Origin of the sequence: Pseudomonas sp. Colony2 (assembly GCF_019382755.1) — a bacterium.
In the GTDB taxonomy this organism is placed as follows: Bacteria; Pseudomonadota; Gammaproteobacteria; order Pseudomonadales; family Pseudomonadaceae; genus Aquipseudomonas.
Genome location: NZ_CP080030.1, coordinates 3,057,476 through 3,081,254, shown reverse-complemented (window position 1 = coordinate 3,081,254; position 23,779 = coordinate 3,057,476). Strand labels below are relative to the sequence as shown.

Here is a 23,779-nt window from a genome sequence, read left to right as displayed (position 1 = left end):
CAGCCGAAACTTAAGAAGTGAATGACTTCACATAACTGATCAAGCGGTCCCTTTCGGTAAAGTCCAGTGAACTTTCGGCACTGCTGTAGTTAAGCGCCGAATCAATCGCCGAAAAGAACGCATCTTTATCATGGGCGATAAACACAGAGGGAAGGTCTGCAAAGTTTTCGGCGGTGTCGTACTGGTGATTATTGATGTGTTCACCGCGCCGACTGTCGCGCGGGACAATAACAATCGGTTTGCCCAGTTCAAGAGAGCGAATGATATTGCCCATGCCTGCATGGGAAACAATCACCTTTGACGCATTGAAGTTCTTGGAAAACAGCGGCTCGGCGATGGTCTTGTAAGCCGTAATGCGCCCCAGGTCATTTTCGTTATTGCCCACCTGGGCAACAATCGGGACCTGCGGGTTTGCATGACTCCACTCATGCAAGTAGCCGAGCATTCTTTCAAAGGGTGCTTGAGTGCCAACGCTGCAAAATATCATTTATACAATCCTCCCTTTATATTGGGCCCGGCTGTTTTGCGACAGCGTGGGCCACTGGGTCAGCAACTCATCGACAAAATACACAGCGATCCTGCCGGACAACGAGAGCTTCTTGGGATTGGCAATGCTGTCGATCCACAGGGTCTTTTTGCCCATGAGTTTTCCCGCGACCAGCCCCAGCAACCCCGGTGCCGCCCCGGTGGAGATCACGTACCTGGCCTTGCTGCGGTAAACGATCGCAAAGATCTGGCAAAAGCCCTTGATGATCTTCAACGGTTCACTGCGATTAAAGTCCGGGACTTGCGCGAAGGCATGGGTTGGATACTGCGAGCCAATGCTGATATCCACGGTGGCGATGGTAACTTTTTGACCGTCGAAGGCAGGCAGCAACTTGCTCATTTGTACCCAGTGCCCACCTCCAGAACAAATCAATAAAACATCACTTGATTGACTCATGACGGTTCCCTTCCTGTCAGGTGTAATAGACATCATTAAATAGTGGCGGCAGTTCTTAACAGTTGGGCCTGGCCTTTCCAGCGGGTTATTCGCTTGGCTTTGAGCAAGGCCGATTTCTCTTTATAGGTTTCTTGATTGGCGATGAGCTGCGCGACGCCGGCCTTGATGGACAGCGGGTCCAGGGTGTCGACAAACACCGCCGCCTCGGAAAACAACGAGCGCAGTACCGTGGTATTCGAAAGCGCCATCGGCCTGCCGGCGCTGACCGCTTCGTTGGCCACGCTCAGCTGAACGTTGTCGCGGGTGGTCAGGCCGAGCACCACATTCGCGTGGCACAGCAGCTGTTCAAAGGTCGCCTTGCTGAGGAAGCCGGTCAGCTTGATGTTCTCGGGGAGTGACGCCACGAGCTCCTCGGAGAGCTTGCCCTGATGCTTGCCGGTGATCAGGAAGTCGACACCGGGCATTTCCCGGGCGGCGTTGATCACGATCTCGATCGGTTCATCGATATCAAACGAGCACGGAAACAGTACATAGGGTGTCTCGCGCTCACTGGCGGGCGCCGCGTGAAAGTCACACGGCAAGTCTTCCAGGATAAAGATATTGGTGTCCTTGACGCCCAGGCCGGCCAACTCTTCTTTGACTTTAAAATTATGAACGACGACGGCATCGATTCTATTCAACAGCGCTACCGTGCCCGGAAAGCCTATCCATTGCTTGCGCAACAGGCTGTTGTGGGCATCGGCGATAATCTTCAGCCGCCGGTTGAATATAAACTTGTAGGCCAGTGCTATATGCAATACCGGGCTCGGCGGCAACTGCACCCACAGCACGTCAGGCGAACCGGCCAACAGGGTCTTCAGGGTTTTAAACGACTTGATCAAGTAATCCAGCGGCCGCGCGGATTTCTTCTTGAACTGGTTGGGCAGATGTAGAATGTCATACGCCCAGTATTGCTTCATGGTATCGGCGCGTCGTTGATAGCCAATCCATGCAATCATTAATGATTTCACGTCAGAGTCCTGCATAAATAAAGGTGGGGCCAGTGAGATTGCTTACACTGCAAACCAGATCGGAAAGTCGGCGTTGTATCGAATGGTGTTGTTTCTGAAGCGGATATGTTTGGCCGGATTGCCACCCACGATCGAATACGCTGCAACGTTGCGCGTGACCACACTGCCCGGATAAACAACCGCGCCTGTTCCGATGGTGACGCCTGGCATCACCATCACATTGGGAAAGATCCAGGCATTGTCTTCAATCAACACCGGCTTCCCCACCAGGCAACTCATGGGGTCATCAATATCGTGGCCCAGCGTATAAACCCGGGTGTTATGGGAAATATTGACGTTGTCGCCGATGCGGATGCCCGCCCGGTTATCCAGGTAGCAGTCGTAATTGACCGTGCAGTTTTTCCCGACCGAGAAGTTGCCGAAGGAGAAAAACACCACGTTGCGGTGGATCGTGGTCCGGGCGCCCACCCGGCATCCGGTTGCCCGGAGCAACGCGCGTCGCAGATTGAAAAACAACGCCAGGCTGAGCAGCGTATTGAACAGCGCAACAGCGGCCTTCTTGATGTTCAGTTTCAGGTTCTTCATCTACTCGCCCTGCCCTGAAGTATCCGTTACGCGCTGTGAACTCATCACAAAATTCCTGAAGCGGATATTGGTACTCACCGGCGTGGCGAAAGACGGGTTATTGCCACCGAAGAACGTCGAAAACAGCAAGCCGTCGATGGTGATCTCCGGCGTGTCTCTAAACGTCAGCCCGGTTTCCGAGTGCACCAGCTGGTTGTCGTACCAAATGGAAATCACACCGTCGGCCTGCCCCGGCGTATTCAACTTCACCAGTTGCTCCAACCTGTGCCATTGCCCTACCGTAAAGATCCAGGAACCCAACCCGACTGCCGTGCCCCAGGTTTTACTGGTGGGCAAATACGCGTAAATGGCGCCGGCGCCCTTTTCTTTCCAGATGTAGCGCGTGGAAAAGCCGTCATGGCCGTTCGGTATCTTGCCGCCCGTATTGCCGGTGCCACCGTAGAGGCCCGGGAGCTTGCCGCCTTTTACAAAGTCGAAATTCCTGTCGAACTTCAACTCATAGGTCAGTACCAGGCATTCCCTGCCCGGTTGCGGCAATGGGGATTTGAATTCAATGCCGCCGTAGGGCAACCCAAGCCGCACCATCGAACCCGGGTCATAGGAGCCGGCCGGAAAATGCACGGCAATGTCCTTGATCTTTTGGCTGTAGGCCTTGTTCGTCAGATTGGCCCTGCCCTTTATGCTGCTTTGCGCCTGGGGCCCGTCGGCCATCTGCGAAACGTCCGGCAGTGACGGGTAGATGTTCTTGATGCCTGGCTCGCAACGGTCGTTCAACTCAGATGCGCCGCTGGCAGCCACCTGCAGGGCGAACGCCACAATGAGTAGCGTCGAGGCTGTCTTTTTCACGTCGGTTGCCCCTCCACTTTATTTTTCATCGACCCATTTCAAAAAGTCGTCGACCGCTTTTTGCGCAAGGGAAGAACGCTGGGCGATCTCCTGCTTGAGGTGCTCGGCCATTTGCGCCTTGGATTGCCGAAATTCGCTGATGGTGGCCTTGATCACCTCAGGGTCTGGGGTGCTGACCAGCCGGGTGCCCTGCGGCAGCATTTCATGGACTTTTTTCAGCTTGTTTTCGATTTCAACCGCGATGGTGGGAAAGCCCAGGGAAGCCGGCAGCAGTACACCGTGTGCACGGGCGCTGATGATCACGTCGGACTCGACGATCAGTTTCGCCATGAAGGTTTCGGGCGTATCGCCCGCCGCGTCCCAGCACAACCATTCGAACGTGTGGTACTTGTCGATCAGGTGCTGGTCACGTTCCTTGTACAGCGAGACCAGGCGTACCTGCTCGCCACGCTTGGCGAGCTCATCCGCGGCCTGGACCATCGCCTTGATGAACTGTTGCCCGTTCGCGTCATGGGGCCAGTCGCGCAGGATGAAGGACAGGTACTTGCCCTTCTTGAGGCTGCCGACCTCCAGGTCTTTGCTGGAGATCCACAGGTCGGAAAGCAGGCTGGGATCGGTGTACACCTCGACGTCGGACTTTCCGAAGGCCTTGCAATGCTGCTGGCTGGTACCGTCCCGCACGGAAATGTAGTCACAGCGATTGATCACGCTGACGGCGCGGGTCAGCAGCTTGCCGCCGCCATCGAAGGGGCCCAGGCCAATGCAGAACGCTGCCAGGCGCCGGTGGAAATAGATCCTGTCGACACCACCGCGCATCCCGACATACAAACGCAGAAGCGTGGACTTCAGGTCGGTCTGCGCCTTGATGCTCTTGCACAGCTTCGCCACGATGCCTTTGTTGGCAGCCGCCTCTTTGGCCGGTGGGATGAACGAGAAGAACTGGCCCCCACCGCCCAACACCACCAGGTCAGCCTTGACCGGCTCCTTGATGTGCAGCCACTTGATACGCGGGTTGAAGTTCCTGGCGATCTGCGGATGATCGACACCCACCGCTATATCCGATTCCTTAAAGCGTTTTTTCAGAATATTGATCACGCATAGCATTAATACGTCATCACCCAAATTACCAGGACCGTATGCCCCCCGGATATATACTTTGCTGACATTCATGCTGGGCTTCCATTTTCCACGGGGTCATTAAACACGGCATTCAAGGCAAACGTTGTTGCGAGAATGTAGATAAATATCAGCGCCATGATCATTAATCGATACAGCACACTTTCGACATAGGCGCTTGATATGAAACTGATGAAAGGCAATGTCCACAAGATCAGGATCCTGGGAGATACGAGCAACTCCAGAGGTAATATCTTCTTGTAGACGAAATACGGCAGTCCCAGCAGGAAGTGAATAAACTGCGAACCGATAAATGCCTTGGCAATCCCGATTGCACCTTCTTCCCGAAGCCACAGTGCTCCGGCAATGAATAACACTCCCCATAGAATGTTACTCATCACACTGAACCAGGCCAGGTTCATCACGATCATTTTTCTTGAAATACCGGACTTGAATGCACTGAGCAGCGAACCCAGGATTACCAGAACCAACGTCACTTCAAAATCCCGCCCCAGGAAACTGCTGCCATACAGTTTGGCCAGCAACTCGGGGAACATGATCACCGGCTGTATGATCACCAACACCACCAGCCAGCCCGACAGAAAGTTCAAGGCGTCCAACTTGCGGCTTTTACCGCCCAGCGCGGTGGCCAGCATCGGCACCAGCACAGAGCCCAACACCACGGAAACATGGGAAAAGATCGCGTTCCATTGCATCGCGGCGGCGTACATGCCCAATGCGGCAAGGCCGTTAGTTGTTTCCGCCAGCAACTTGTTGGCGAACCAGTTCATCGGGGCGACCATCAACCCCGTCAGCAATACCGGCAGGCCAACCGACAGCACTGCGTGCTTTTCAGTCATTGCACCTTTGAAACTCAGCGTGGTATTTCGGGCCTTCAAAGTCTTCCAGCAGGCCAGTGCGCTGAAGAACACGATCAGCAATTGAGAACCGGCCAAGCCCAGCAGCGCACCATTGAGTCGGAACTGCAGGGTCAGGAAGTACGTCGCCGGGATCGCGACAATCGCAATGATTCCATTGATGGTCGCGATTGTCCGGTATTGGCCCCAACCGGTCAGGCAGCCCTGGGTCCATCCCGACAGGATAATCAACGTGATGGTGCTCAATACGATCAGCGATGCAGCGCTGAGGCTGTCTGCCCCCAGGATAACGCTGGAGAAAAAGTGCGGGAAAAACAGCGCTGTCCCGATGATCATCCCGCTGAACACAACCGAGAACAGCAGCGTCAGCGCGATGCCCCTGCCGGTCTTCTCGGGACAGGTCTCCTTGAACTGCCCGATATGCTTGGCCGTCGCCGTGGTGGTTGCTTGGGCGGCGACGTTGGCAAGCATCACAATCGCGCTCTGGATCAAGCCATACTCGCCAAACGATTGCGCACCCAATACCCGGGCAACCAGGATGCCGGTGATGACCACCGACACTTTGGTGGCCACGGCAGAAACGAAACTCCATGCCGTACTGGACACGAACTTTTTCAACAGTGTGCTGTTCATCCGGCATTCACCTGCAAGGGTGTGGTTATCAGCGGCTGGCCAGGCTTGAGGATCTTTTTGCGTTGCCTGGCGGTGTGTTCGGAACAGACCCGGAGCACAATCGCGCCATACGCGATACCGATGGCGTACGGCTGATAAGGCGTGGCCGAGACAACGAACATCACCCCCAGAAAGATGGCGATCGAAACCGCCACCCGGCTGTTCATGTGCTGGGTAATCGAGGTAATGAACACGTACAGCAAGTACACGCCTATCAGCCCGTACTTAACGAAGTAGGTTAAGTAGGCACTGTCGATATTCGAGTTCTTGTCATCGAGGCCACGGTACTCGAACCAGGGAATCTCGAACGGCGTGCCCGCGCCCAGTCCCACAAAGTAATGCAGCGGGTTCATGCCACGAATCAACTCCAGTGCCGGGCTGAAGCGCGTGGCCAATTGGGCGGCCATGCCTTCGGACGACAAACCATCATTGATTCGATCAGCCCCGATCATATTGCTGATGCCAATGAACGCCATCAGCACCACCGCCCCGGCCAGGGCAACGCCTATCATGCGGGCGGGCCGGGTGTATTGGTGGATGATAATCGCCGCAAACACCGAGACAAAGATGAAGCGAGAGTTGGCAATGAACAAACAGATGAATGAAGTGGCCAGGCAAATGCTTGCGAGCTTTTTCCTGTGTTCGAACAGCCGTGGGTCTATGAAGTAATAAATCAGATAGGCCACGGCGGCGTACGTACCGCCGTCCAGGTAGCGGTAGGCGTTTTCTTCATAGTAGACGTCTTGAAACTTGTACAAGCCCAAGCGTAACCAGGCAATGTCCAGTACATTGAAGGCGGTCATCGCGATCAATAGCAGGAGCACTGTCTGCAACTTCAGCGTTTTTGCGGCAAGGGTCGCGATGTTCGAGAGCACGATAAACGACAGGATCATTATAAAAGGCCGAACATCCTTCAACAGGTACTTGTTCGAGGACTCCAGCAGGCCGCAGGCGAGTAACACCACATACAGCCCGCAACCAAAAAGCAGGCCGCCCGGTACCGTCAATTGTTTCTTCTGTGTAGCCACCTGCCGGATCAGCAGTGCGCCCAGCCCGCCCACGATATAAAAGTCAAAGAAGTAGATACCCTTGAGCGAGATTATTTCGCTGTAGGAGTTACCCGTGGGAATAACAGCCAGCATTATCCCGAACACTACGATTGAGTATTTTGGATTTTTCGCCGCGAGCAAACCCGCTGACAGCGCGATAAGGGATAACAGGTAAAACATGGCTGGGTATTCTTTATACTGATTTGAATTTGGCACGCTACCGCCCCAGGATTTTTCGTTCATTTCCTGAAAACGTGACCTCTATCCTGCAATTACAGTGGTGAATCAGCTCCGATCAGCCTGGTACTCGTACTGGTAATACCCGTAGTTGCCGTAGCCATATTTGGCCGACGCTTTCTTTTCAACGCCGTTGAAGATCGCGCCTCTGAGCACGATGCCGTTCTGGGCAAATCGGCGCATGGTGTGCTCGATCTCTTTTGCCGGGTTCAAGCCATAGCGGGTGACGATCAGGTTGGTCCCCGATTGCCGTCCCACGATGGCTGCGTCGGTCACGGCCAAGAGCGGTGGCGTATCCAGAATCACCAGGTCATACCGTTCGCTGACCTGCGCCAACAGCTCGGTCAGGTTGCGGTGCATCAGCAGCTCGGAAGGATTCGGCGGTATTTGCCCGCGGCTGATGATGTCGAGGTTTTCAATGCCGGTTTTGTGGATGGCGGATTCAAGGGTGCATTGATTGGAGAGGATGTCGGAAAGCCCATCCTTGGCCGGCACACCCAGCACTTTGTGCAGGTAGCCCCGTCGCATATCCACGTCAATCAACAACACGCGCTGCCCGGTTTGCGCGATGACCGCCGCCAGGTTCACCGAGACAAAGGTTTTACCCACCTCGGGGCTGGGGCCGGAAATCATGATCCGGTTATTCGGCGCCTCGAGCATCGCGAAGTGCAAACTGGTGCGCAAACTGCGCAAGGCCTCCACTGCCAGGTCCGTGGGGTGACTGATGGCCAGCAATGAAGAACCGGCATCGGCACGCCCACGCCCGCGGCTGATTTTGTCTTCTTCGACCTTTTGCAGCGTGCTGTACGGAATCGACGCGTACACCGGCAAGCCCAGTTGCTCGATGGCCTCGGGGCTTTCCAGGCCACGGTTCAGCGCCTTGCGCAGCAGCACCAGCGTCACCGCCAGGAAGCCGCCCAGCAGCGTCGCGATCAGCACGATGAGGATCTTTTTCGGCTTGATCGGCTTGAAGAAATTGACGTCTGCGGTGTCGATCAGGCGCACGTTGCCCACGGTGCCCGCGCGCATCACATCGAGTTCCTGGGACTTGTTGAGCAACTGGGTGTAAATGGCCGTGCCGACCTCGACATCCCGGGTGAGGCTCAGCAGTTCCTGCTGGGTGGAAGGCAGGCTCTCGACCCGGCTCGCCAGGCTCTGCTGCTTGCTGGTCAGCTCGCCGATCTGGGTCAGCAATGCGCGATACGCGGGATGCTGGCGGGTGAACTTGCGGTCCATCTCGGCCTGTTGCAGCTTCAGCTCGGAGATGCTGGTATCGAGGCCCACGATCTGGTCGAGAATCGCCTTGGTTTCCAGGGTGATGTCCACCGACTTGCTGCGGGTCTGGTATTCATTCAAGGCCTTCCCGGCTTTTTCCAGGTCCTTCTTGACCTCCGGCAGTTGCTCCTTGAGAAACGCCAGGCTTTGCGCCGCCTCAGCCGAGGTGCGCTCCACGTTCTGCCGCACGTAGATCGCCGCGATCTGATTGAGGATTTTGATCGCCTGGTCCGGCTCGGTGCTTTCCAGCGCCAGGCCGATCATGCCCGACTCCTTCCCTCGCTCGACCACATCCAGGTTTTCCTGATAGTCGAGGATGCTGGTCAGTCGCGCATTGCGGATCACCCGGAAACGCGTGCCGGGCTTGGCGCGCAGTTCTTCAATCTGGAATGCCACGCCATTTTGCTCGAACGGCTGCCCGGCCTCGCCGGCCGCCAGCACCTGGTCATCTTCATCCACCAGGGTGTAGTGCGCGTTTTCACCCACGGTCAGGGTCAGCTTCTTGCCCAATTGCCCGTCGGGCAGGTCCAGCTTGAAGATCTTCAGCGACTCGCCGCCCCAGGCGAAGCCGTCCAGGCCCAGCAGCGGCTCGGCGATTGCACCGGGGTTGGCCTTCTGGAAGCGGCGCGCCAGGAACTCACCCACCACCGGGAAGTACATCGGCTGTACGACGATATCGAGTTTCAGGTTGTCGACGGTTTTGCCAATCACGTAGCGGGACTGGATCAGCTCGATCTCGGTGGCCGACGGCGACTCCTTGCCCAGCATCCCGCCGATGTCCGAGAAGCCCAGCAAGTCGTTCTTTTTCGCTTCGACCTGCAGCAGGGCATTCGCCTGGTAGACCGGGGTTGCCAGCACCGCATAGGCGGCGCCAGTGACCATAAAGGCACCGGTCACCGCAGCGATCAGCCATTTATGGTCGATCAGTGTTCCAAACAGACCGAGGAGATCAATCTCCCCGTTATCGTCTTCCTGTACGGTGACTGCTGGCGTTTGCTGCATAAGTCGGATTCTTAGCCTTTATTTCGATTCAAAAAGTAGTGGCGATCAGCGTGCAAGACGCTGCGCCCATGCGTTTACAGCTTCTTCGATCAACGCATAAGCGTGCACAAACGCGGCCTTGCCTTGACGGTACGGGTCGCTGATCTCTCGCTCGTTTTGCCATTTGCCCAGCAGCAAGACCTTGCCTCGTGCCTCGGGCGCCATGCTGAGTACGGCATTGATGTGCTGTCGTTCCATGACCAGGATCAGGTCGGCTTCACTGATCGCCTGTGGCGCCAACTGGGTGGCCTGGTGCTTGTCGGCCGGATGACCGTGGGCTTCGAGTACCGCACGGGCGGTGGTTTCAATCGGCTTGCCGACCAACGCGGCAATACCTGCAGAACTGATCTTGATATCGGAGCACGGGAGTGCCCCACGCAAAAGACTTTCCGCGGTGGGACTACGGCAAATATTGCCAATACAGACAATCAACACTCTTTTAAACAAGGCACTATCCCCGGGCCATCCATTACCCCATGAAGCAACCTCTTCAACTTCATTACTTCACGGCAGTATTTATTAACACGTAACCCTTACTTCCCCCAAAATTATCTCCGGACGAAAAATAACAACCACCGCCTTCAAACCGACAATTTATAACGTTCATTACTTCGTCACTCCCATCGGCTTTAAATTACAGCCTTGTCACGTATCGCCCTAATATAGGAAGAGGAACGCCCATGAGCGCAAATGCCAACAAAGCCTGGTACCTGGTCCAGTGCAAATCCCGGCAGGACGAGCGCGCCGAGGAGCACCTCCAGCGCCAGGGCTATACCTGCTTCCGGTCTACCTATAAACGCGAACGGCTGTTGAAGGGCCAGCGCAGGACCACCCGTGAATCGTTGTTCCCCGGCTATCTGTTTATTCAAATGAGCCAGCAGGACAGCTGGAGCTCACTGCGCTCGACCCGCGGTGTGTCGCGGGTGGTGGCATTCGGCGCGCACCCGTTGCCCATCAGCGACACGCTGGTGGACGAACTCCAGGAGCGGGACCACAAGGCCGTGGTGAGCGCCCTGTTGCAGCCCGGCGAAAGCGTGCGCATCAATGAAGGGCCGTTTGCCGAACTTGAAGCGGTCTTCCTGGCCATGGACGGTGAGGAACGGGTGGTGTTGCTGATGAACTTCCTGCAACGGGAACAACGCATCAACTTGCCATTGGCAGAAATCAGCCGAGTGCAAAGAAGTGACTGATAGCGGCGCTGAACAGACAAGAAATAACATTCAACTTAATAACAGACTAAAAATAACATCCGCTTACTTTTTCACCTCTTGAGAATAAAGTAATACGTGAATTAACAGCGAGGGACGGCCATGAAAAGTTCAAAGCTATTGGTAGAGCGTATCGGCCTGTTTCCTTCTTCGGGAAACATTCACGTCAAGGTTAATAGTTCAACCACCGTTGTAGAACGCATGCAGGTGTTATACGCCGGCCATTCCCTGGACAGTGACGAATCCTGTACCGGGCTTTCAATGGTGTTTGCCGACTGGCGCTTCAAGTTGCAGGTGAGCAATCCCCTGTCCATCTGCCTGTGCGTGGAGAGCCGCGGCGACAGCCACCTGATGCAAATGAAGACGGCCGAACTATTGGCGAATATTTCCTGCACCGAGGAGCGGCCATGAGCATTTATGAGGATCTGAAACGGGCCTACGCCTTGAAAAGGCTGACGAACACGTTTGAAGGTTTCGTGGGCCTGGCACCGCACGAACAACTGCCGGCGGAGCAATATGCGCGCAACACCCGGATCATGTCCCACTGGCTGGATCAGTTGCGCGGCAACTCACCGCAGGACATAACCGACACGCTGTTCAAGCAGATGAAGCGTTCGCAGCGCCGTGGCGATGCCCGACGCTTCAATTGCCAGACGGTGCTGCTGGAGCTGCTGGTGGAAAGTAACCTGGCCCTGGACCTGGCCACTTACTCGGCGTTCAACTGCATGGAAGAGGCCCGCCAGGAAGGCTCCTGATGGGCTTGGTCGGCACCTGATACGGCCACTGCCACATGGTTGAGCAGCTTCTCGGCGTTGTACTTGGGTGCCATCGCACTTAACAACAGGATCACCATTCCCCCACCGATCAACGATGGGGAAACCCGCACTTCAACCACCTCAAGGCGCCACAGAAACGCCAGTGCCGCCATGCCGCCCAAAAAGCCACCGGCCAGTGCTTCGTTGAGTGGATGAATATAGGGTGCCACGCAATAAGCACTGAACCAGCCGGCGATCAACATCCCGGCGATAGCTGCGGGCCAGCGCCACTCGGGGTTGACCCGGCGCGCCACCAGGCTCATCGCCACGGGCACCATCAACGACGTATTCATGGCGTGACCGCTGAGCACCGCAATATCCAGCTGCTGGAGCGCCACGCCCCAGCCCTTGAACAGCAACTTGCTGAACGCCACGATGGAATAGGTGCAGGCGATGGTCATCAGCCACCACTTGACCGCCTGGGGCCGGGAATACCAGAGCCAGACGGCGATCACCACTGCGGCCGGAATCATGACGGTGATACCGCCATATTGCGCCAGTTCTTCCCGTATCAAGTGCTGTTTCCTACCCGCAAGTTTTTCCCGGACCCATGAGACCTCAGGTCCGGGCAAAACACAACGACTTCAGGGCGCGCCAGCCAGCGATTGCGGCGAAAACACCTCGGTATCCGTCAGTTTCCGTACCTCTACCCGGTGCGGGAAAATCTTCTTTTCCACAAACAAATCATCCACCTGCTGCAACGCCTGCACATCCCGCTCCTCTACCGGCAGCAGCGACTCATCACCCCATGTGCGCAGCAACTGTGAAACCTTGAGCGGGATATCGTTGACCGTGGCAAACACCCGTGCGTATTCCTCGGGGTTCTGCTGCGCCCATTCAAAAGCCTTGGCGAACCGCTGCAAAACGTCACGCAACGCCTGGCGCTTGAGCGGGTCGCTGAGCACTTCATCGGACGCGGTAATAAACGTCAGGCCGGTATTGATGCCCTCCCCGCTGATCAGCACCCGCGCGCCCTGCTGTTCGGCGAACGCCTGGTACACCCCGAAGGTCGCCCAGGCTTCGATCTTGCCGGCGTTGAACGCAGGTAATGCATCGGTGGGCAGCACGAAGCCGACGTTGACGTCCTTTTCATCCACGCCGGCATTCGCCAGGGCGCGGATCAGCAGGTACTGGGAAATGCTCCCACGGGCTGACGACACCACCACATTGCGTCCTTTCAGATCGGCCACGCTGTGGATCGGTGAATCGGGCGGCACCAGGATCGCAATGCTGCGCGCCTGACTGCGGCGCACCGCAACGATACGCAGCGGCGTGCCTCCGGTGGCAGCCGCCAGCACCGGTGTATCCCCGGCCGGGCCGAGGTCCACGGCGCCGGCGCGCAAGGCCTCGAACAGCGGCGCGGCGCCCTGGAAGTTGGCCCACTGGACCTTGTAGTCGATGCCATCCAGGGCGTGGGCGGCCTCCACCACCGTGCGCAAGCCCTTGGCCTGGTCACCGAGGATCAAGGTCACACCCGACAGATCCGATGCTGACTTCGGCGCTTCAGCGGCTTTGTCGCAGCCGCCCATCAGCAGTGCAGCCGCCAACAGGCAAAGGGTTCTGAATTCAACCATGGGCAAACCGCCTGACGCTGGCGTTCGCAGGCTGGGCGGCCGGGGCGTCCACTTCAACCCCCAACAGGCTCAGCAAGCGGGCGCGAATCGCCTGGAAACCGTCCTGGCCGGTATCCCGTGCACGGGGCAGGTCGATGCGCAGTTGCTCGGCAATCTTGCCCTCCGCCAGCACGATCACGCGGTCGGCCAGCAGGATCGCTTCGTCGACGTCGTGGGTCACCAGCAACACGGCCGGCGTGTGTTTGCGCCAGAGTTCGATGATCAGGCGATGCATCTTGATGCGGGTCAGCGCATCCAGCGCGGCGAACGGTTCGTCGAGCAACAGCAGCTTGGGCTCGCGCACCAGGCCGCGGGCCAATGCCACGCGCTGGGCCTCGCCGCCGGAGAGGGTCGCCGGGTACGCCTCCAGCCGATGGGCCAGCCCGACTTCCGTCAACGCCTGCACCGCACGGGCCTTGGCGTCGGGAACCCGCAGGCCGAGAATCACGTTTTTCCAGGCGCGCTTCCACGGCATCAGGCGTGGCTCCTGGAACACCGCCGCCCGGGCCTTGGGCACGCGCAACTGGCCGCTGTCGATGCTGTCCAGGCCCGCGAGGCTGCGCAGCAAAGTGGTCTTGCCGGACCCGCTGGCGCCCAGCAACGCAACGAACTCCCCCGGGGCGATATCCAGGTCCAGGCCGTCGATGACCCGCTGCTGGCCGAACTGGCGCACCACATTGCGCAACTGCACCGGTGCTGTTGAAGCTTCGAGAATCGACATGTCAGTTCCTCACAAACGATGGGCGCCAGGCCAGGGCAAAACGTTCCAGGGTGCGGATCAAGCCGTCGATCAGCAGGCCCAGCACGCTATAGATCAACAGGCAGATCACGATCACGTCGGTGCGCATGAAGTCCCGCGCATCACTGGCCAGGTAGCCGATACCGGCGGTGGTGTTGATTTGCTCGACAAACACCAGGGCCAGCCAGGAGATGCCCAGGGAATAGCGCAGGCCGACAAAAAACGAAGGCAACGAGCCCGGCAGGATCACGTGCCAGATCAGCTCGCGACGGTTGAGGCCGAGGGTGTTGGCGGCCTCGATCAGTTTGGGGTCGATGTTGCGGATGCCGGCGAACAGGTTGAGGTACACCGGAAAGGTGGTGCCGGTAACGATAAGTGCGATTTTGGTGAACTCGCCGATGCCAAACCAGAGGATGAACAACGGCACCAGTGCCAGGGAAGGAATGGTGCGCAGCATCTGCATCGGTGAGTCGAGGATTACCTCGCCGCGCTTCGACAGGCCGGTGATCAACGCGGCCACCACCCCGATACTCACGCCGATGCTCAAGCCCAGCAGCGCCCGTTGCAGGGACACCAGCAGGTGCTTGCCCAGCTCTCCGGAGACGATCATTGCCCACAGGGTGCCGCCAATCTGAGACGGCGCGGCGATGATCCGTGCCGGGATCAAGCCCAGCTCGGAGGCCATTTCCCACAGCAACAGCAACACAATCGGGCTGACCAGCCGCAGCAACACATCGGGGGTGCGCCAGTTGCGCAGCCAGCGCGGAATCAAGCGGGACGCAACGCCGGCTTGACCCTCGGCCTTGTCGACGGAAAACGAACTGGCGTTAAGGGACTTTTCAGTCATCGGGCTTCCTTCCTCATCAAGAACACGGCCAGGAGCGCCGCTGCGGTTTCATGCTATTCGCATAAAAAACCTCAGTGAAATTCTATTTGGGAATAACCTAATACGATTAAAATGCGTATTACTGATAACGATATAAAAATATGATTCTGTATTTTTATAATTAGGATAGAACCAATCGGCATTTTACAGGCCCGGGTGCGGCCCCTATTTTCGATAGCAGCTTTATTCCTGCCCTCAACAAGGACTGACCATGAGCATCGAATTTATCGGCTATATCGGCGGCCACCACGCCTCCGAGATCCACCCTCGCAGCGGCCCGACCTTGCAGCCCGACTACGTGGAGACCGTGGCCCGCGCCCACGAAGAGGCCGGCTTCGACCGCGCGCTGGTGGCCTTCCATTCCAACAGCCCGGACAGTACGTTGATCGCTGCCCATGCGGCCAGCGTGACGAAAAAGCTGCAGTTCCTGATTGCCCACCGGCCCGGCTTCGTCCAACCCACCCTCGCTGCGCGGCAGTTCGCCACGCTGGATGTGTTCAACGGCGGGCGCACCGCGGTGCACATCATCACCGGCGGCGACGACCGTGAACTGCGGGCCGATGGCAGTCATATCGACAAGGATGAGCGTTATGCGCGCACCGACGAGTACTTGAGCGTGGTGCGGCAGGAATGGACCAGTGAAAAGCCCTTCGACCATCACGGCACTTACTACCGGTACGAGGGTGCGTTTTCGACGGTGAAGTCACCACAGCAGCCGCATATACCGTTGTATTTTGGCGGGTCTTCAGCGGCGGCCATTGCGGTGGCGGGCAAGCATGCGGATGTGTATGCGCTGTGGGGTGAGACCTACGAGCAGGTGAAGGAAGTGGTCGCCCAGGTGCGGGCTGAGGCGGCCAAACATGGGCGTACGGTTCGCTTCAGTTTGTCGTTGCGGCCGATTCTGGCAGAGACTGAAGCGCTGGCTTGGGAGCGTGCGGATCGCATCCTGGAGCAGGCGACGGCGCTGGCGCAGAAGAATGGGTTTGTGAGGCGTGAACCGCCGAATGAGGGGTCGCGGCGGCTGTTGGCGGCGGCGGCCCAGGGGTCGCGGTTGGATAAGCGGTTGTGGACCGGGATTGCGGGGTTGCTGGGGGCCCAGGGTAACTCTACATCGCTGGTGGGTACGGCCGATCAAGTGGCCGAGGCGTTGCTGGATTATTACGACCTGGGTATCACGACGTTTTTGATTCGTGGGTTTGATCCGCTGAATGATGCTATTGATTACGGGAAGAGGCTGATTCCGCTGACTCGGCAGTTGGTGGCTGAGCGGGAGCGCCAGGCGGCTGGAAAAGTGGCCTGAGGGAGGGGGACCGAGTACATATCCGTTTCTTCGGTAACGGCGGCTTATGGTTCCGCTCTTACAGCGGGTCACTTTTGGCAAACGCCCGGAATGCCGGCCCAGCCAAAAGTAACCAAAAGGTCTTTGCCCCACCACTCGGTGCCTCGCCTAGGCTCGGCATGCCCGCACTCCGGCACGGCTCCGCGGGCCGCCGCGACGGGCCATCCATGGCCCGGCGCGGCTAAATCGGCTTCCCTGCCGATTTACCCGCTCCACCGTGCCTACTTGCGGCCATCGTGGTTGACGGGGCCCGCAGATCAAGATCAAAAGCAACAGCACAGCGGCCTCCCGGCCGGCTTGAGTGTTAAAAGCAAAGGCAAGATCCAGAGCGAAAGCCAAATCTGAAGCTGATGCAGCTCTGCTTTTCTGTGGGGGGGTGGTTCTGTTTTTCTGTAGGAGCTGGCTTGCCGGCGATGCAGGCAACTCGGTCTTGCAGGTACACCGAGGTGATGCCATCGCCGGCAAGCCAGCKCCTACAGTGGACCGTGCCCGCTTTAGCTTTTGATTTGGCTTTTTAAACACTCAAGCCGGCCGGTAGGCCGCTGTGCTCTTGATCTGCTTTTGATCTTGATTTTGATCTTAGGCGCCCCGTTAAACCACGCTGGCCGAACGCAGGTATTACGGAGCGGGTAAACCGGCAGGACGCCGGTTTAGCCGCGACGGGGCAGGGACGCCCCGTCGCGGCGGCCCGCGGAGTAATGCCGGAGTGAGGGCACACCGAGCCTAGGCGAGGTGCCGAGTGGTGGGGCAAGAGCGTTTTGCTTACTTTTGCGCTGTTCAAAAGTGAGCCGCTGTAAGAGCGGAACCAATAGTGGCCGTTACCTAAATAACGGATATACACCCACAACCAAGCGTAAATACCAAACCCACAACGTCAAAGTTTGTAATCAGTATCCGTACGCTCCAATTGCCGAATCAACGCATCCCAGTGCCGCGCCACCCCCGGCCCATCCCCGCTCTTGAACACTTCTGCCTGCTTCTCCACCTTGGCCACCACCTCCGCCGGCGGAAAGATCAACTCGGCATTTCCCCCCGCCTGCGCCGCAATCTGGATATTGCACGCCCGCTCCAGCCCCTGCAGCTGCTGGAACGCATGCTCCACACTCACCCCCGCCGTCAGCAATCCATGGTTGCGCAAGATCATCACACTCTTGTCCCCCAGGTCCGCCACCAACCGCTCACGCTCATCCAGGTCAAGGGCCACACCTTCATACCCGTGGTACGCAACGCGCCCGGAAAACCCGATGGAATGCTGGGAGATCGGCAACAACCCGTCCTTCTGCGCCGACACCGCAATACCGTCGCGCGTATGCGTATGCAGCACGGCCTGCAAATCGTGGCGAGCCGCATGGATAGCGCTGTGGATCACATAGCCCGCATAGTTGATCCCCAGGCCCGTAGGGTCATCGACAATCGTGCCGTCGATATCCACCTTGACCAGATTCGAAGCGCTGATCTCATCGAACAACAGCCCGTAGGCATTGATCAGGAAATGCTCCTCAGGCCCCGGCACCCGGGCGGAGAAGTGCGTGTAGATGTGGTCGGTCCACTTGTACAAGGCCGCCAGCCGATAGGCCGCCGCAAGTTTAACGCGCACCTCCCACTCTTCCGGGGTAACCCGCTGGCGGACGTTGTTCGAGACACTGGAGATCGAGGTGACGCTGCTCATGGCAAAACTTCCTGGATGGCCTTAAGGACTTCCAGGCAAGCCTAGGGGATGACCAAAAATAATAAAAAGCACATTTTAATCTAAGCTAATTATTATTTTTTTTCATATCACGCCGCATTGCGCACCTTGTGCAACGACGCCGCCACCAGCTTGCCAAACGCGTCCACCGGCCCTTGCAGGTTGCCCAGGAAATGCGGGTAGATCAGCCACAGGTCCATCACCGGCTTGAAGTCCTTCAGTGGCATGGCCGCCAGTTGATCGCGATGGGCACTGCGCTCCAGCAGCGGGCGTGGCACCAGGCCGAGGCCCAGGCCGTCAGCCACCAGGCCCAGTTGCAGCTCGGTGCCGAAGGTCTCCAGGTTGACCCGCAACGCCAGGCCCTGGTCCGACAGGGTGCGTTGCAACCCGGCACGGAAACCGCAGCCATCCGGGTTCAGGATCCAGCCATTCTGGTACACGTCCGCCAGCTTGCAGGGCTTCTTCGGCAGTTGGGCCTTGGCACACACCACCACCAGTTCCATCTTGCCGATGGACTCGCCGACGATGTTGTCCGGGAAGATCTTGCCCGCCGGAAACAGCGCCGCCGCCGCGTCCAGTTCGCCGCGCTCGATCTTGCCCACCAGTTGGCTGCCCCAGCCGGTAGCCACCTGGGCCCGCAGCTCGGGGAATTCACTGCGCAGGTGCTTGAGGGCGTCCAGCAACACCACGTCGCCAATGGTCTGCGGCACCCCCAGGCGCAGCAGGCCGGTGGGCGGCGCGTCGGTGGCCACCAGTTCACGCAGGGCGTCCATTTCCCGAAGGATCGAACGGCACTGTTCATACACCCGCGTACCGATCAAAGTAGGCTTGAGCGGCTTGGTGTTGCGGTCGAACAACTCCACCCCCAGCGCCTGCTCGAAGTTCTGCACGCGACGGGTAATGGCCGGCTGGGTCAGTTGCAGCGACTCGGCGGCATGGCTGATGGACTGGCAACGAATCACTTCGACAAAGGCATCGATATCGTCAATTTTCATTTGGGCCGCACATAGAGAACAGTCATTAAGATGTGTGAAAAGCATAGTTCCATAAACGGTGGCTGGATAGCCCAACCCCCGGATCGATAACGTCTAACGCTATTCAAACCGGTTCTAAATTACTTTCCGCTATAACCTAATCATTAAAAAATAGCATATTAACTATAAACATTATGCTTAGATAAACCCATCACCACGAACCACCCACGATGGAATTGTCATGACCCAGGCCCGACACCCGGAGAGACTCAGAGCATTCATTGGCGCCCTGGCGGAATTGATCGACGGCAACCCTCGCGAAGGCGACCTGCTGCACCGCGGCGGCAAGCTGCTGGCGCAACTGGTCAGCCACGATGACTGGCTGCCGGACGAGTTTGCCCAACCCGACCCCGAGCGTTATCAGCAATTCCTGCTGCACGCCGATTCGCGCCAGCGCTTCAGCATCGTCAGCTTTGTGTGGGGGCCGGGGCAGACCACGCCGATCCATGACCATCGCGTGTGGGGGCTGATCGGCATGCTGCGCGGTTCCGAGTATTCCCAGGGCTTTGAGCGTAACGCCGAGGGCGCACTGGTCGCCGACGGCAAGCGCATCCAGCTGGAACCCGGCCAGGTGGAAGCCGTGTCGCCGAAGATCGGTGACATCCATCAAGTCAGCAATGCCTTCAGTGACCAGGTGTCCATCAGCATTCATGTGTATGGCGCCAACATCGGTGCGGTGCGCCGCGCCGTGTACCAGCCGGACGGCAGCGAGAAACTGTTTATCTCCGGTTATTCCAACGCTTTTCTCCCGAACATCTGGGATTTGTCCAAAGACGCCCTGTCCAAAGAGAGCCCTGCCCCATGACTGTATCGAACCGCAGCTTCGCCCAGATTCGCCAGGCCCTGCTGGACCGTGAAGAAGTCGCCCTTGTGGATGTGCGCGAGGAAGCGCCTTTCGCCGAATCCCACCCGCTGTTCGCCGCGAATATCCCGCTGTCGAAACTGGAACTGGAAGTGTATTCACGCATCCCACGCCGGGATACCCAGGTGACGGTGTACGACAACGGTGAAGGCCTGGCACAGATCGCCGCCCAGCGCTTGCAGGCGCTCGGCTATACCGAGGTCAGCCTGCTGGAAGGCGGCCTGGACGGTTGGCGCAGCGCCGGTGGCGAGCTGTTTATCGACGTCAACGTGCCAAGCAAATCCTTTGGCGAGCTGGTGGAAAGCCAGCGCCACACACCGTCGCTGGCGGCTGAAGAAGTGCAGGCGTTGCTCGACAGCAACGCCGACGTGGTGGTGCTCGACGCCCGCCGCTTCGATGAATACCAGACCATGAGCATTCCCACCGGCATCAGCGTGCCCGGCGCCGAACTGGTGCTGCGCGCCCGTGAGCTGGCACCGGACCCGGCCACGCGCATTATCGTCAACTGCGCCGGGCGTACCCGCAGCATCATCGGCACCCAGTCGCTGATCAATGCCGGCATCGCCAACCCGGTGTCTGCCCTGCGCAACGGCACCATCGGCTGGACCCTGGCCGGGCAGAAGCTGCAACACGGCCAGGCTCGACGCTTCGCGCCGACCTCGGAAGAACACCGCCAGATCGCCGCCAGGGACGCCCGCCAAGTCGCCGACAAGGCCCGCGTAGGCCGCGCCACCCTCGCCGACCTGCAACGCTGGCAGCAGGAAGCGGCGCGCACCACTTACCTGTTCGACGTACGCACCCCGGAAGAATTCGAAGCCGGCCACCTGCCCGGCTCGCGCTCCACACCGGGCGGCCAACTGGTGCAGGAAACCGATCACGTCGCCAGCGTACGCGGCGCCCGGCTGGTACTGGTGGATGACGACGGCGTGCGGGCCAATATGTCTGCGTCCTGGCTCGCACAACTGGGTTGGGAAGTGCATGTGCTGGATGACCTGCAACCTGCGCACTTCAGCGAACCGGGGGCCTGGGTTGCCCCCGTCCCGGCGCCGCAACAGGCCGAACTCATCAGCCCGCACACCCTCGCCGAATGGCAGGCTCATGGCGGCACCGCAGTACTGGATTTCACCGCCAGCGCCAACTACGTCAAGCGCCACATTCCCGGTGCCTGGTGGGCGTTGCGCGGGCAGTTGCCCGAAGCCTTGCGCAAGGTGCCTGCTGCCGAACGCTACGTGTTGACCTGTGGCAGCAGCCAGCTGGCGCGCCTCGCGGTGGCGCAAGTCGAAGCGCTGACCGGCAAGCCCGTGTTCCTGCTGCAGGACGGCACTGCCAGCTGGATCGCCGCGCAACTGCCGCTGGAGGAAGGCGAGACCCGCCTCGCTTCACCGCGCATCGACCGCTACCGCCGCCCGTACGAAGGCACCGACAATCCGAAGGAAGCCATGCAGGCCTACCTCGACTGGGAGTTCGGCCTGGTGGACCAGCTGGCCCGCGACGGCACCCACGGGTTTTATGTGATCTGAACACCCCCAGGAGCGAGTCCGCTCGCTCCTCTTCCCACTGCCAGCCGACCCCTTCTCCAGGCGGAGGCGACTGAACGCAAGACCTAGCCTGGAGCCCGCCTGATGCGCTTTACCCTTGCCCTTTTACTGGCCGCCCTCACCCTGGGGGCGACTTGCCAGGCCGCCGACCTGCAGCCCCTGCGAGTGGCCAACCAGAAATCCACCATCAAGGCGCTGCTGGAAGTCGCCGGCGAAACCCGGGATGTGCCCTACGAAATCCAGTGGTCCGAGTTCCCCGCCGCCGCACCGCTGGGCGAAGCCCTCAACGCCGGGGCCGTGGACATCGGCGCGCTGGGGGATGCGCCCTACGTGTTCGCCCTCGGTGCCGGAGCACCGCTGAAGGTGGTGAGCATCATCCACGCCGAAGGCCGCAACACCACCGCGCTGATTGTTCCGAAAGACTCCCCGATCCACGATCTTGCCGACCTCAAGGGCAAGCGCATCGTCACCACCCGCGGCTCCATCGGGCACTTCCTGGCGATCAAGGCGCTGCGCAGCGCCGGCCTTTCCACCCACGACGTGCAGTTCATCTTCCTGCTGCCCAGCGAGTCACGGCTGGTGCTGGATAACGGCACCGCCGATGCCTGGTCGACCTGGGACCCCTATACCACCGTGGTCACCAGCCAGAGCCAGGCAAGGGTCCTTGCCAGCGGCAACAACCTGCTGAGCAATCACCTGTACCTCGCCGCCACCAGCAAGGCGATTGCCGACAAGCGCGTGCAGCTGGACGACTTCGTGGCCCGGGTCGACCGCGCCTACCGCTGGAGCAACGATCACCCGCAGGCGTTCGCCGCCGCCATGGCCAAAATCACCGGCTTGCCGCTGGAGGTGCACGTAGCCGTGGCCAACGCCACCCATATGCAACCGGTGGCGATTGACGACTCGGTGATCAGCGGCCTGCAAACCACCGCCGACATCTATCAGGACGAAGGCCTGCTGACCAAACACATCGACGTCTCCCAAGGCTTCGACAAAAGCTTCAACGCCAAACGTGCCCCGCTTACCCAGGCTTCCCGCTAAAAGGAGAGAGAACATGAGCAAACGCCAACTGAAACTCGGTGCCATGGTGCACGGCGTCGGTCACGGCTGGGGCGAATGGCGCCACCCACAGGCGCAACCCAATGCCAGCGTCAACTTCGGGTTCTACAAGCATCAGACGCAACTGGCCGAAGGCGCGAAGTTCGACTTCGTGTTCATCGCCGACAGCCTGCATATCCATGAAAAATCCAGCCCGCACTACCTCAACCGTTTTGAGCCACTGACCATTCTTTCGGCCCTGGCGGCCCTGACCTCGAACATCGGCCTGGTGGCGACCGTCACCGTGAGCTACACCGAACCGTTCCAAGTGGCACGCCAGTTCGCCTCCCTGGACCACATCAGCGGCGGCCGCGCCGGCTGGAACGTGGTGACTTCGTGGCTCAGCGGCACCGCCGACAACTTCGGCAAGGCCGAGCACCCGCCCCACGCCGTGCGCTACCGCATCGCCAGGGAGCACGTGAATGTGGTCAAGGGCCTGTGGGATTCCTGGGAAGACGATGCCTTTGCGTACAACAAGCAAAGCGGCGAATTCTTCACTCCCGGCAAGCTGCATGCATTGGGGCACAAGGGCGAGTTTTTCTCGGTCAAGGGCCCGCTGAATATCGCCCGCTCGCGCCAGGGCCAGCCGGTGATTTTCCAGGCGGGCACTTCCGAGGACGGGCGCAATTTTGCCGCCGAAAACAGCGACGCGATTTTTGTCCATGCCGAGACCTTCGACGAAGCCAAAGCCTACGCCCAGGACTTGAAGAAACGCGCCCGCAGTTTTGGCCGTGATGCTGATCAGTTGTCGATCCTGCCGGGCATCCGGCCGATTGTTGGCCGCGACGAAGCCGAGGTGGAAAGCCGCTATCAGCAAGCTGTGGAGCTGGTGACCGTCGAGGACGCAATCGTCGCCCTGGGCCGCCCGTTCAACGACCACGATTTCAGCAAGTACCCGCTGGACGAACCCTTCCCGGAACTCGGCGACCTGGGCTCCAACAGCCAGAAAGGCGGCTCCGACCGCATCAAGCAACTGGCCCGCGATGAACGCCTGACCCTGCGGGAAGTGGCCCTGCGGTTCTCCCGGCCCAAGCGCGATTTTGTCGGCACCCCGGAGCAGGTCGCCGACGCGATCCAGACCTGGTTCGAAGCCGGCGCGGCCGACGGCTTCATCATCAATTCACTGCTGCCGGACGGCTTGCAGTACTTCACCGAGCTGGTAGTGCCGGTGCTGCAACAACGCGGGCTGTTGCGCAGCGAATACAGCGGCGCCACCCTGCGGGAAAACCTTGGCCTGGACGTGCCGGCGAACCGCTACAGCACCCCGTTCGAAACTCAACCAACGCAGATCGCCATCTGACCAGGGCA

At 59.1% G+C, this 23,779-nt stretch carries 24 protein-coding genes; 8 read left to right on the top strand and 16 right to left on the bottom strand.

The genetic code is table 11. From position 1 onward, the window contains the following. Window positions 1-10: 10 nt before the first annotated feature. From JV201_RS12315 to JV201_RS12270, 10 genes are all read right to left on the bottom strand, one after another. Complete coding sequence (locus JV201_RS12315; protein ID WP_177035422.1) at window positions 11-487, bottom strand: glycosyltransferase; 477 nt, start codon at window positions 485-487, stop codon at window positions 11-13. Further along, entirely contained in the window at window positions 488-943 is a 456-nt protein-coding gene (locus tag JV201_RS12310) for a hypothetical protein (RefSeq protein ID WP_023658755.1), read from the bottom strand. It lies immediately after the preceding gene. 35 nt (window positions 944-978) lie between these two features. Then, window positions 979-1,941 (bottom strand): hypothetical protein, encoded by a 963-nt coding sequence (locus JV201_RS12305; protein WP_087694223.1) that lies wholly within the window; start codon window positions 1,939-1,941, stop codon window positions 979-981. 54 nt (window positions 1,942-1,995) lie between these two features. Further along, entirely contained in the window at window positions 1,996-2,538 is a 543-nt protein-coding gene (locus JV201_RS12300) for a DapH/DapD/GlmU-related protein (protein ID WP_087694222.1), read from the bottom strand. Further along, entirely contained in the window at window positions 2,539-3,384 is an 846-nt protein-coding gene (locus JV201_RS12295) for a polysaccharide lyase (protein WP_256662413.1), read from the bottom strand. It lies immediately after the preceding gene. A gap of 18 nt (window positions 3,385-3,402) precedes the next feature. After that, window positions 3,403-4,554 (bottom strand): polysaccharide pyruvyl transferase family protein, encoded by a 1,152-nt coding sequence (locus JV201_RS12290; protein ID WP_219406982.1) that lies wholly within the window; start codon window positions 4,552-4,554, stop codon window positions 3,403-3,405. Continuing rightward, window positions 4,551-6,011 carry an oligosaccharide flippase family protein gene (locus JV201_RS12285; protein WP_219406981.1) on the bottom strand — a complete coding sequence of 487 codons (1,461 nt, stop codon included), beginning with the start codon at window positions 6,009-6,011 and terminating at the stop codon, window positions 4,551-4,553. The genes JV201_RS12290 and JV201_RS12285 overlap by 4 nt, the downstream gene beginning before the upstream one ends. Further along, on the bottom strand, window positions 6,008-7,279 hold the full coding sequence (locus JV201_RS12280; protein WP_008435476.1) for a DUF6369 family protein: 1,272 nt from the start codon (window positions 7,277-7,279) through the stop codon (window positions 6,008-6,010). The genes JV201_RS12285 and JV201_RS12280 overlap by 4 nt, the downstream gene beginning before the upstream one ends. A gap of 105 nt (window positions 7,280-7,384) precedes the next feature. Then, complete coding sequence (locus tag JV201_RS12275) at window positions 7,385-9,613, bottom strand: polysaccharide biosynthesis tyrosine autokinase (protein ID WP_177028135.1); 2,229 nt, start codon at window positions 9,611-9,613, stop codon at window positions 7,385-7,387. A gap of 45 nt (window positions 9,614-9,658) precedes the next feature. Then, window positions 9,659-10,099, bottom strand: a complete 441-nt coding sequence (locus tag JV201_RS12270) for a low molecular weight protein-tyrosine-phosphatase (RefSeq protein WP_032899408.1) — start codon at window positions 10,097-10,099, stop codon at window positions 9,659-9,661. A 233-nt stretch (window positions 10,100-10,332) separates the two neighbouring features. Between JV201_RS12270 and rfaH the strand changes: the two genes are divergently transcribed. The 3 genes from rfaH (at window position 10,333) to JV201_RS12255 (ending at window position 11,615) form a co-directional block, all read left to right on the top strand. Next, complete coding sequence (rfaH, locus tag JV201_RS12265) at window positions 10,333-10,842, top strand: transcription/translation regulatory transformer protein RfaH (protein ID WP_219406980.1); 510 nt, start codon at window positions 10,333-10,335, stop codon at window positions 10,840-10,842. 120 nt (window positions 10,843-10,962) lie between these two features. Next, window positions 10,963-11,271, top strand: a complete 309-nt coding sequence (locus JV201_RS12260) for a hypothetical protein (protein ID WP_023658750.1) — start codon at window positions 10,963-10,965, stop codon at window positions 11,269-11,271. Further along, entirely contained in the window at window positions 11,268-11,615 is a 348-nt protein-coding gene (locus JV201_RS12255) for a hypothetical protein (protein WP_177008627.1), read from the top strand. Before JV201_RS12260 ends, JV201_RS12255 begins: the two co-directional genes overlap by 4 nt. Here JV201_RS12255 and JV201_RS12250 read toward each other — a convergent pair. The 4 genes from JV201_RS12250 to JV201_RS12235 form a co-directional block, all read right to left on the bottom strand. Beyond that, complete coding sequence (locus tag JV201_RS12250; RefSeq protein ID WP_087694216.1) at window positions 11,567-12,190, bottom strand: hypothetical protein; 624 nt, start codon at window positions 12,188-12,190, stop codon at window positions 11,567-11,569. The two genes, JV201_RS12255 and JV201_RS12250, sit on opposite strands and share 49 nt — an antisense overlap. A gap of 69 nt (window positions 12,191-12,259) precedes the next feature. Then, window positions 12,260-13,249, bottom strand: a complete 990-nt coding sequence (locus JV201_RS12245) for an ABC transporter substrate-binding protein (RefSeq protein ID WP_008435483.1) — start codon at window positions 13,247-13,249, stop codon at window positions 12,260-12,262. After that, window positions 13,242-14,009 carry an ABC transporter ATP-binding protein gene (locus JV201_RS12240; RefSeq protein ID WP_008435484.1) on the bottom strand — a complete coding sequence of 256 codons (768 nt, stop codon included), beginning with the start codon at window positions 14,007-14,009 and terminating at the stop codon, window positions 13,242-13,244. Before JV201_RS12240 ends, JV201_RS12245 begins: the two co-directional genes overlap by 8 nt. 1 nt (window position 14,010) lies before the next feature. Next, the gene (locus JV201_RS12235) at window positions 14,011-14,874 is read right to left on the bottom strand and encodes an ABC transporter permease (protein ID WP_219406979.1); all 864 of its coding nucleotides are present in this window, start codon (window positions 14,872-14,874) and stop codon (window positions 14,011-14,013) included. 250 nt (window positions 14,875-15,124) lie between these two features. On the opposite strand from JV201_RS12235, the gene JV201_RS12230 reads away from it, so the two are divergent. Beyond that, complete coding sequence (locus tag JV201_RS12230) at window positions 15,125-16,213, top strand: LLM class flavin-dependent oxidoreductase (protein ID WP_177022027.1); 1,089 nt, start codon at window positions 15,125-15,127, stop codon at window positions 16,211-16,213. A 913-nt stretch (window positions 16,214-17,126) separates the two neighbouring features. Here the strand turns inward: JV201_RS12230 and JV201_RS12225 are convergent. Beyond that, window positions 17,127-17,921: a class II aldolase/adducin family protein gene (locus JV201_RS12225; RefSeq protein WP_219406978.1), complete on the bottom strand. Its 795-nt coding sequence runs from the start codon at window positions 17,919-17,921 to the stop codon at window positions 17,127-17,129. A gap of 107 nt (window positions 17,922-18,028) precedes the next feature. Further along, window positions 18,029-18,934 carry a LysR family transcriptional regulator gene (locus tag JV201_RS12220; protein WP_008434597.1) on the bottom strand — a complete coding sequence of 302 codons (906 nt, stop codon included), beginning with the start codon at window positions 18,932-18,934 and terminating at the stop codon, window positions 18,029-18,031. 220 nt (window positions 18,935-19,154) lie between these two features. Between JV201_RS12220 and JV201_RS12215 the strand changes: the two genes are divergently transcribed. The 4 genes from JV201_RS12215 to JV201_RS12200 all read left to right on the top strand — a co-directional run bounded on the left by JV201_RS12215 (window position 19,155) and on the right by JV201_RS12200 (window position 23,771). Next, a complete protein-coding gene (locus tag JV201_RS12215) occupies window positions 19,155-19,778 on the top strand; it encodes a cysteine dioxygenase (RefSeq protein WP_008434600.1) in 624 nt (207 codons plus the stop codon). Next, entirely contained in the window at window positions 19,775-21,355 is a 1,581-nt protein-coding gene (locus tag JV201_RS12210; RefSeq protein WP_219406977.1) for a rhodanese-related sulfurtransferase, read from the top strand. Before JV201_RS12215 ends, JV201_RS12210 begins: the two co-directional genes overlap by 4 nt. A 102-nt stretch (window positions 21,356-21,457) precedes the next feature. Beyond that, window positions 21,458-22,414 carry an ABC transporter substrate-binding protein gene (locus JV201_RS12205; protein WP_003211301.1) on the top strand — a complete coding sequence of 319 codons (957 nt, stop codon included), beginning with the start codon at window positions 21,458-21,460 and terminating at the stop codon, window positions 22,412-22,414. 13 nt (window positions 22,415-22,427) lie between these two features. Further along, complete coding sequence (locus tag JV201_RS12200) at window positions 22,428-23,771, top strand: LLM class flavin-dependent oxidoreductase (protein WP_177055041.1); 1,344 nt, start codon at window positions 22,428-22,430, stop codon at window positions 23,769-23,771. Window positions 23,772-23,779: the final 8 nt, after the last annotated feature.

What these genes read in the sequence shown, in the direction of transcription:
- JV201_RS12315 (WP_177035422.1), bottom strand. Translation starts at nt 487, where the DNA reads ATGATATTTTGCAGCGTTGGCACTCAAGCACCCTTTGAAAGAATGCTC.
- JV201_RS12310 (WP_023658755.1), bottom strand. Translation starts at nt 943, where the DNA reads ATGAGTCAATCAAGTGATGTTTTATTGATTTGTTCTGGAGGTGGGCAC.
- JV201_RS12305 (WP_087694223.1), bottom strand. Translation starts at nt 1,941, where the DNA reads ATGATTGCATGGATTGGCTATCAACGACGCGCCGATACCATGAAGCAA.
- JV201_RS12300 (WP_087694222.1), bottom strand. Translation starts at nt 2,538, where the DNA reads ATGAAGAACCTGAAACTGAACATCAAGAAGGCCGCTGTTGCGCTGTTC.
- JV201_RS12290 (WP_219406982.1), bottom strand. Translation starts at nt 4,554, where the DNA reads ATGAATGTCAGCAAAGTATATATCCGGGGGGCATACGGTCCTGGTAAT.
- JV201_RS12285 (WP_219406981.1), bottom strand. Translation starts at nt 6,011, where the DNA reads ATGAACAGCACACTGTTGAAAAAGTTCGTGTCCAGTACGGCATGGAGT.
- JV201_RS12280 (WP_008435476.1), bottom strand. Translation starts at nt 7,279, where the DNA reads ATGTTTTACCTGTTATCCCTTATCGCGCTGTCAGCGGGTTTGCTCGCG.
- JV201_RS12275 (WP_177028135.1), bottom strand. Translation starts at nt 9,613, where the DNA reads ATGCAGCAAACGCCAGCAGTCACCGTACAGGAAGACGATAACGGGGAG.
- rfaH (WP_219406980.1), top strand. Translation starts at nt 10,333, where the DNA reads ATGAGCGCAAATGCCAACAAAGCCTGGTACCTGGTCCAGTGCAAATCC.
- JV201_RS12260 (WP_023658750.1), top strand. Translation starts at nt 10,963, where the DNA reads ATGAAAAGTTCAAAGCTATTGGTAGAGCGTATCGGCCTGTTTCCTTCT.
- JV201_RS12255 (WP_177008627.1), top strand. Translation starts at nt 11,268, where the DNA reads ATGAGCATTTATGAGGATCTGAAACGGGCCTACGCCTTGAAAAGGCTG.
- JV201_RS12245 (WP_008435483.1), bottom strand. Translation starts at nt 13,249, where the DNA reads ATGGTTGAATTCAGAACCCTTTGCCTGTTGGCGGCTGCACTGCTGATG.
- JV201_RS12240 (WP_008435484.1), bottom strand. Translation starts at nt 14,009, where the DNA reads ATGTCGATTCTCGAAGCTTCAACAGCACCGGTGCAGTTGCGCAATGTG.
- JV201_RS12235 (WP_219406979.1), bottom strand. Translation starts at nt 14,874, where the DNA reads ATGACTGAAAAGTCCCTTAACGCCAGTTCGTTTTCCGTCGACAAGGCC.
- JV201_RS12230 (WP_177022027.1), top strand. Translation starts at nt 15,125, where the DNA reads ATGAGCATCGAATTTATCGGCTATATCGGCGGCCACCACGCCTCCGAG.
- JV201_RS12225 (WP_219406978.1), bottom strand. Translation starts at nt 17,921, where the DNA reads ATGAGCAGCGTCACCTCGATCTCCAGTGTCTCGAACAACGTCCGCCAG.
- JV201_RS12220 (WP_008434597.1), bottom strand. Translation starts at nt 18,934, where the DNA reads ATGAAAATTGACGATATCGATGCCTTTGTCGAAGTGATTCGTTGCCAG.
- JV201_RS12215 (WP_008434600.1), top strand. Translation starts at nt 19,155, where the DNA reads ATGACCCAGGCCCGACACCCGGAGAGACTCAGAGCATTCATTGGCGCC.
- JV201_RS12210 (WP_219406977.1), top strand. Translation starts at nt 19,775, where the DNA reads ATGACTGTATCGAACCGCAGCTTCGCCCAGATTCGCCAGGCCCTGCTG.
- JV201_RS12205 (WP_003211301.1), top strand. Translation starts at nt 21,458, where the DNA reads ATGCGCTTTACCCTTGCCCTTTTACTGGCCGCCCTCACCCTGGGGGCG.
- JV201_RS12200 (WP_177055041.1), top strand. Translation starts at nt 22,428, where the DNA reads ATGAGCAAACGCCAACTGAAACTCGGTGCCATGGTGCACGGCGTCGGT.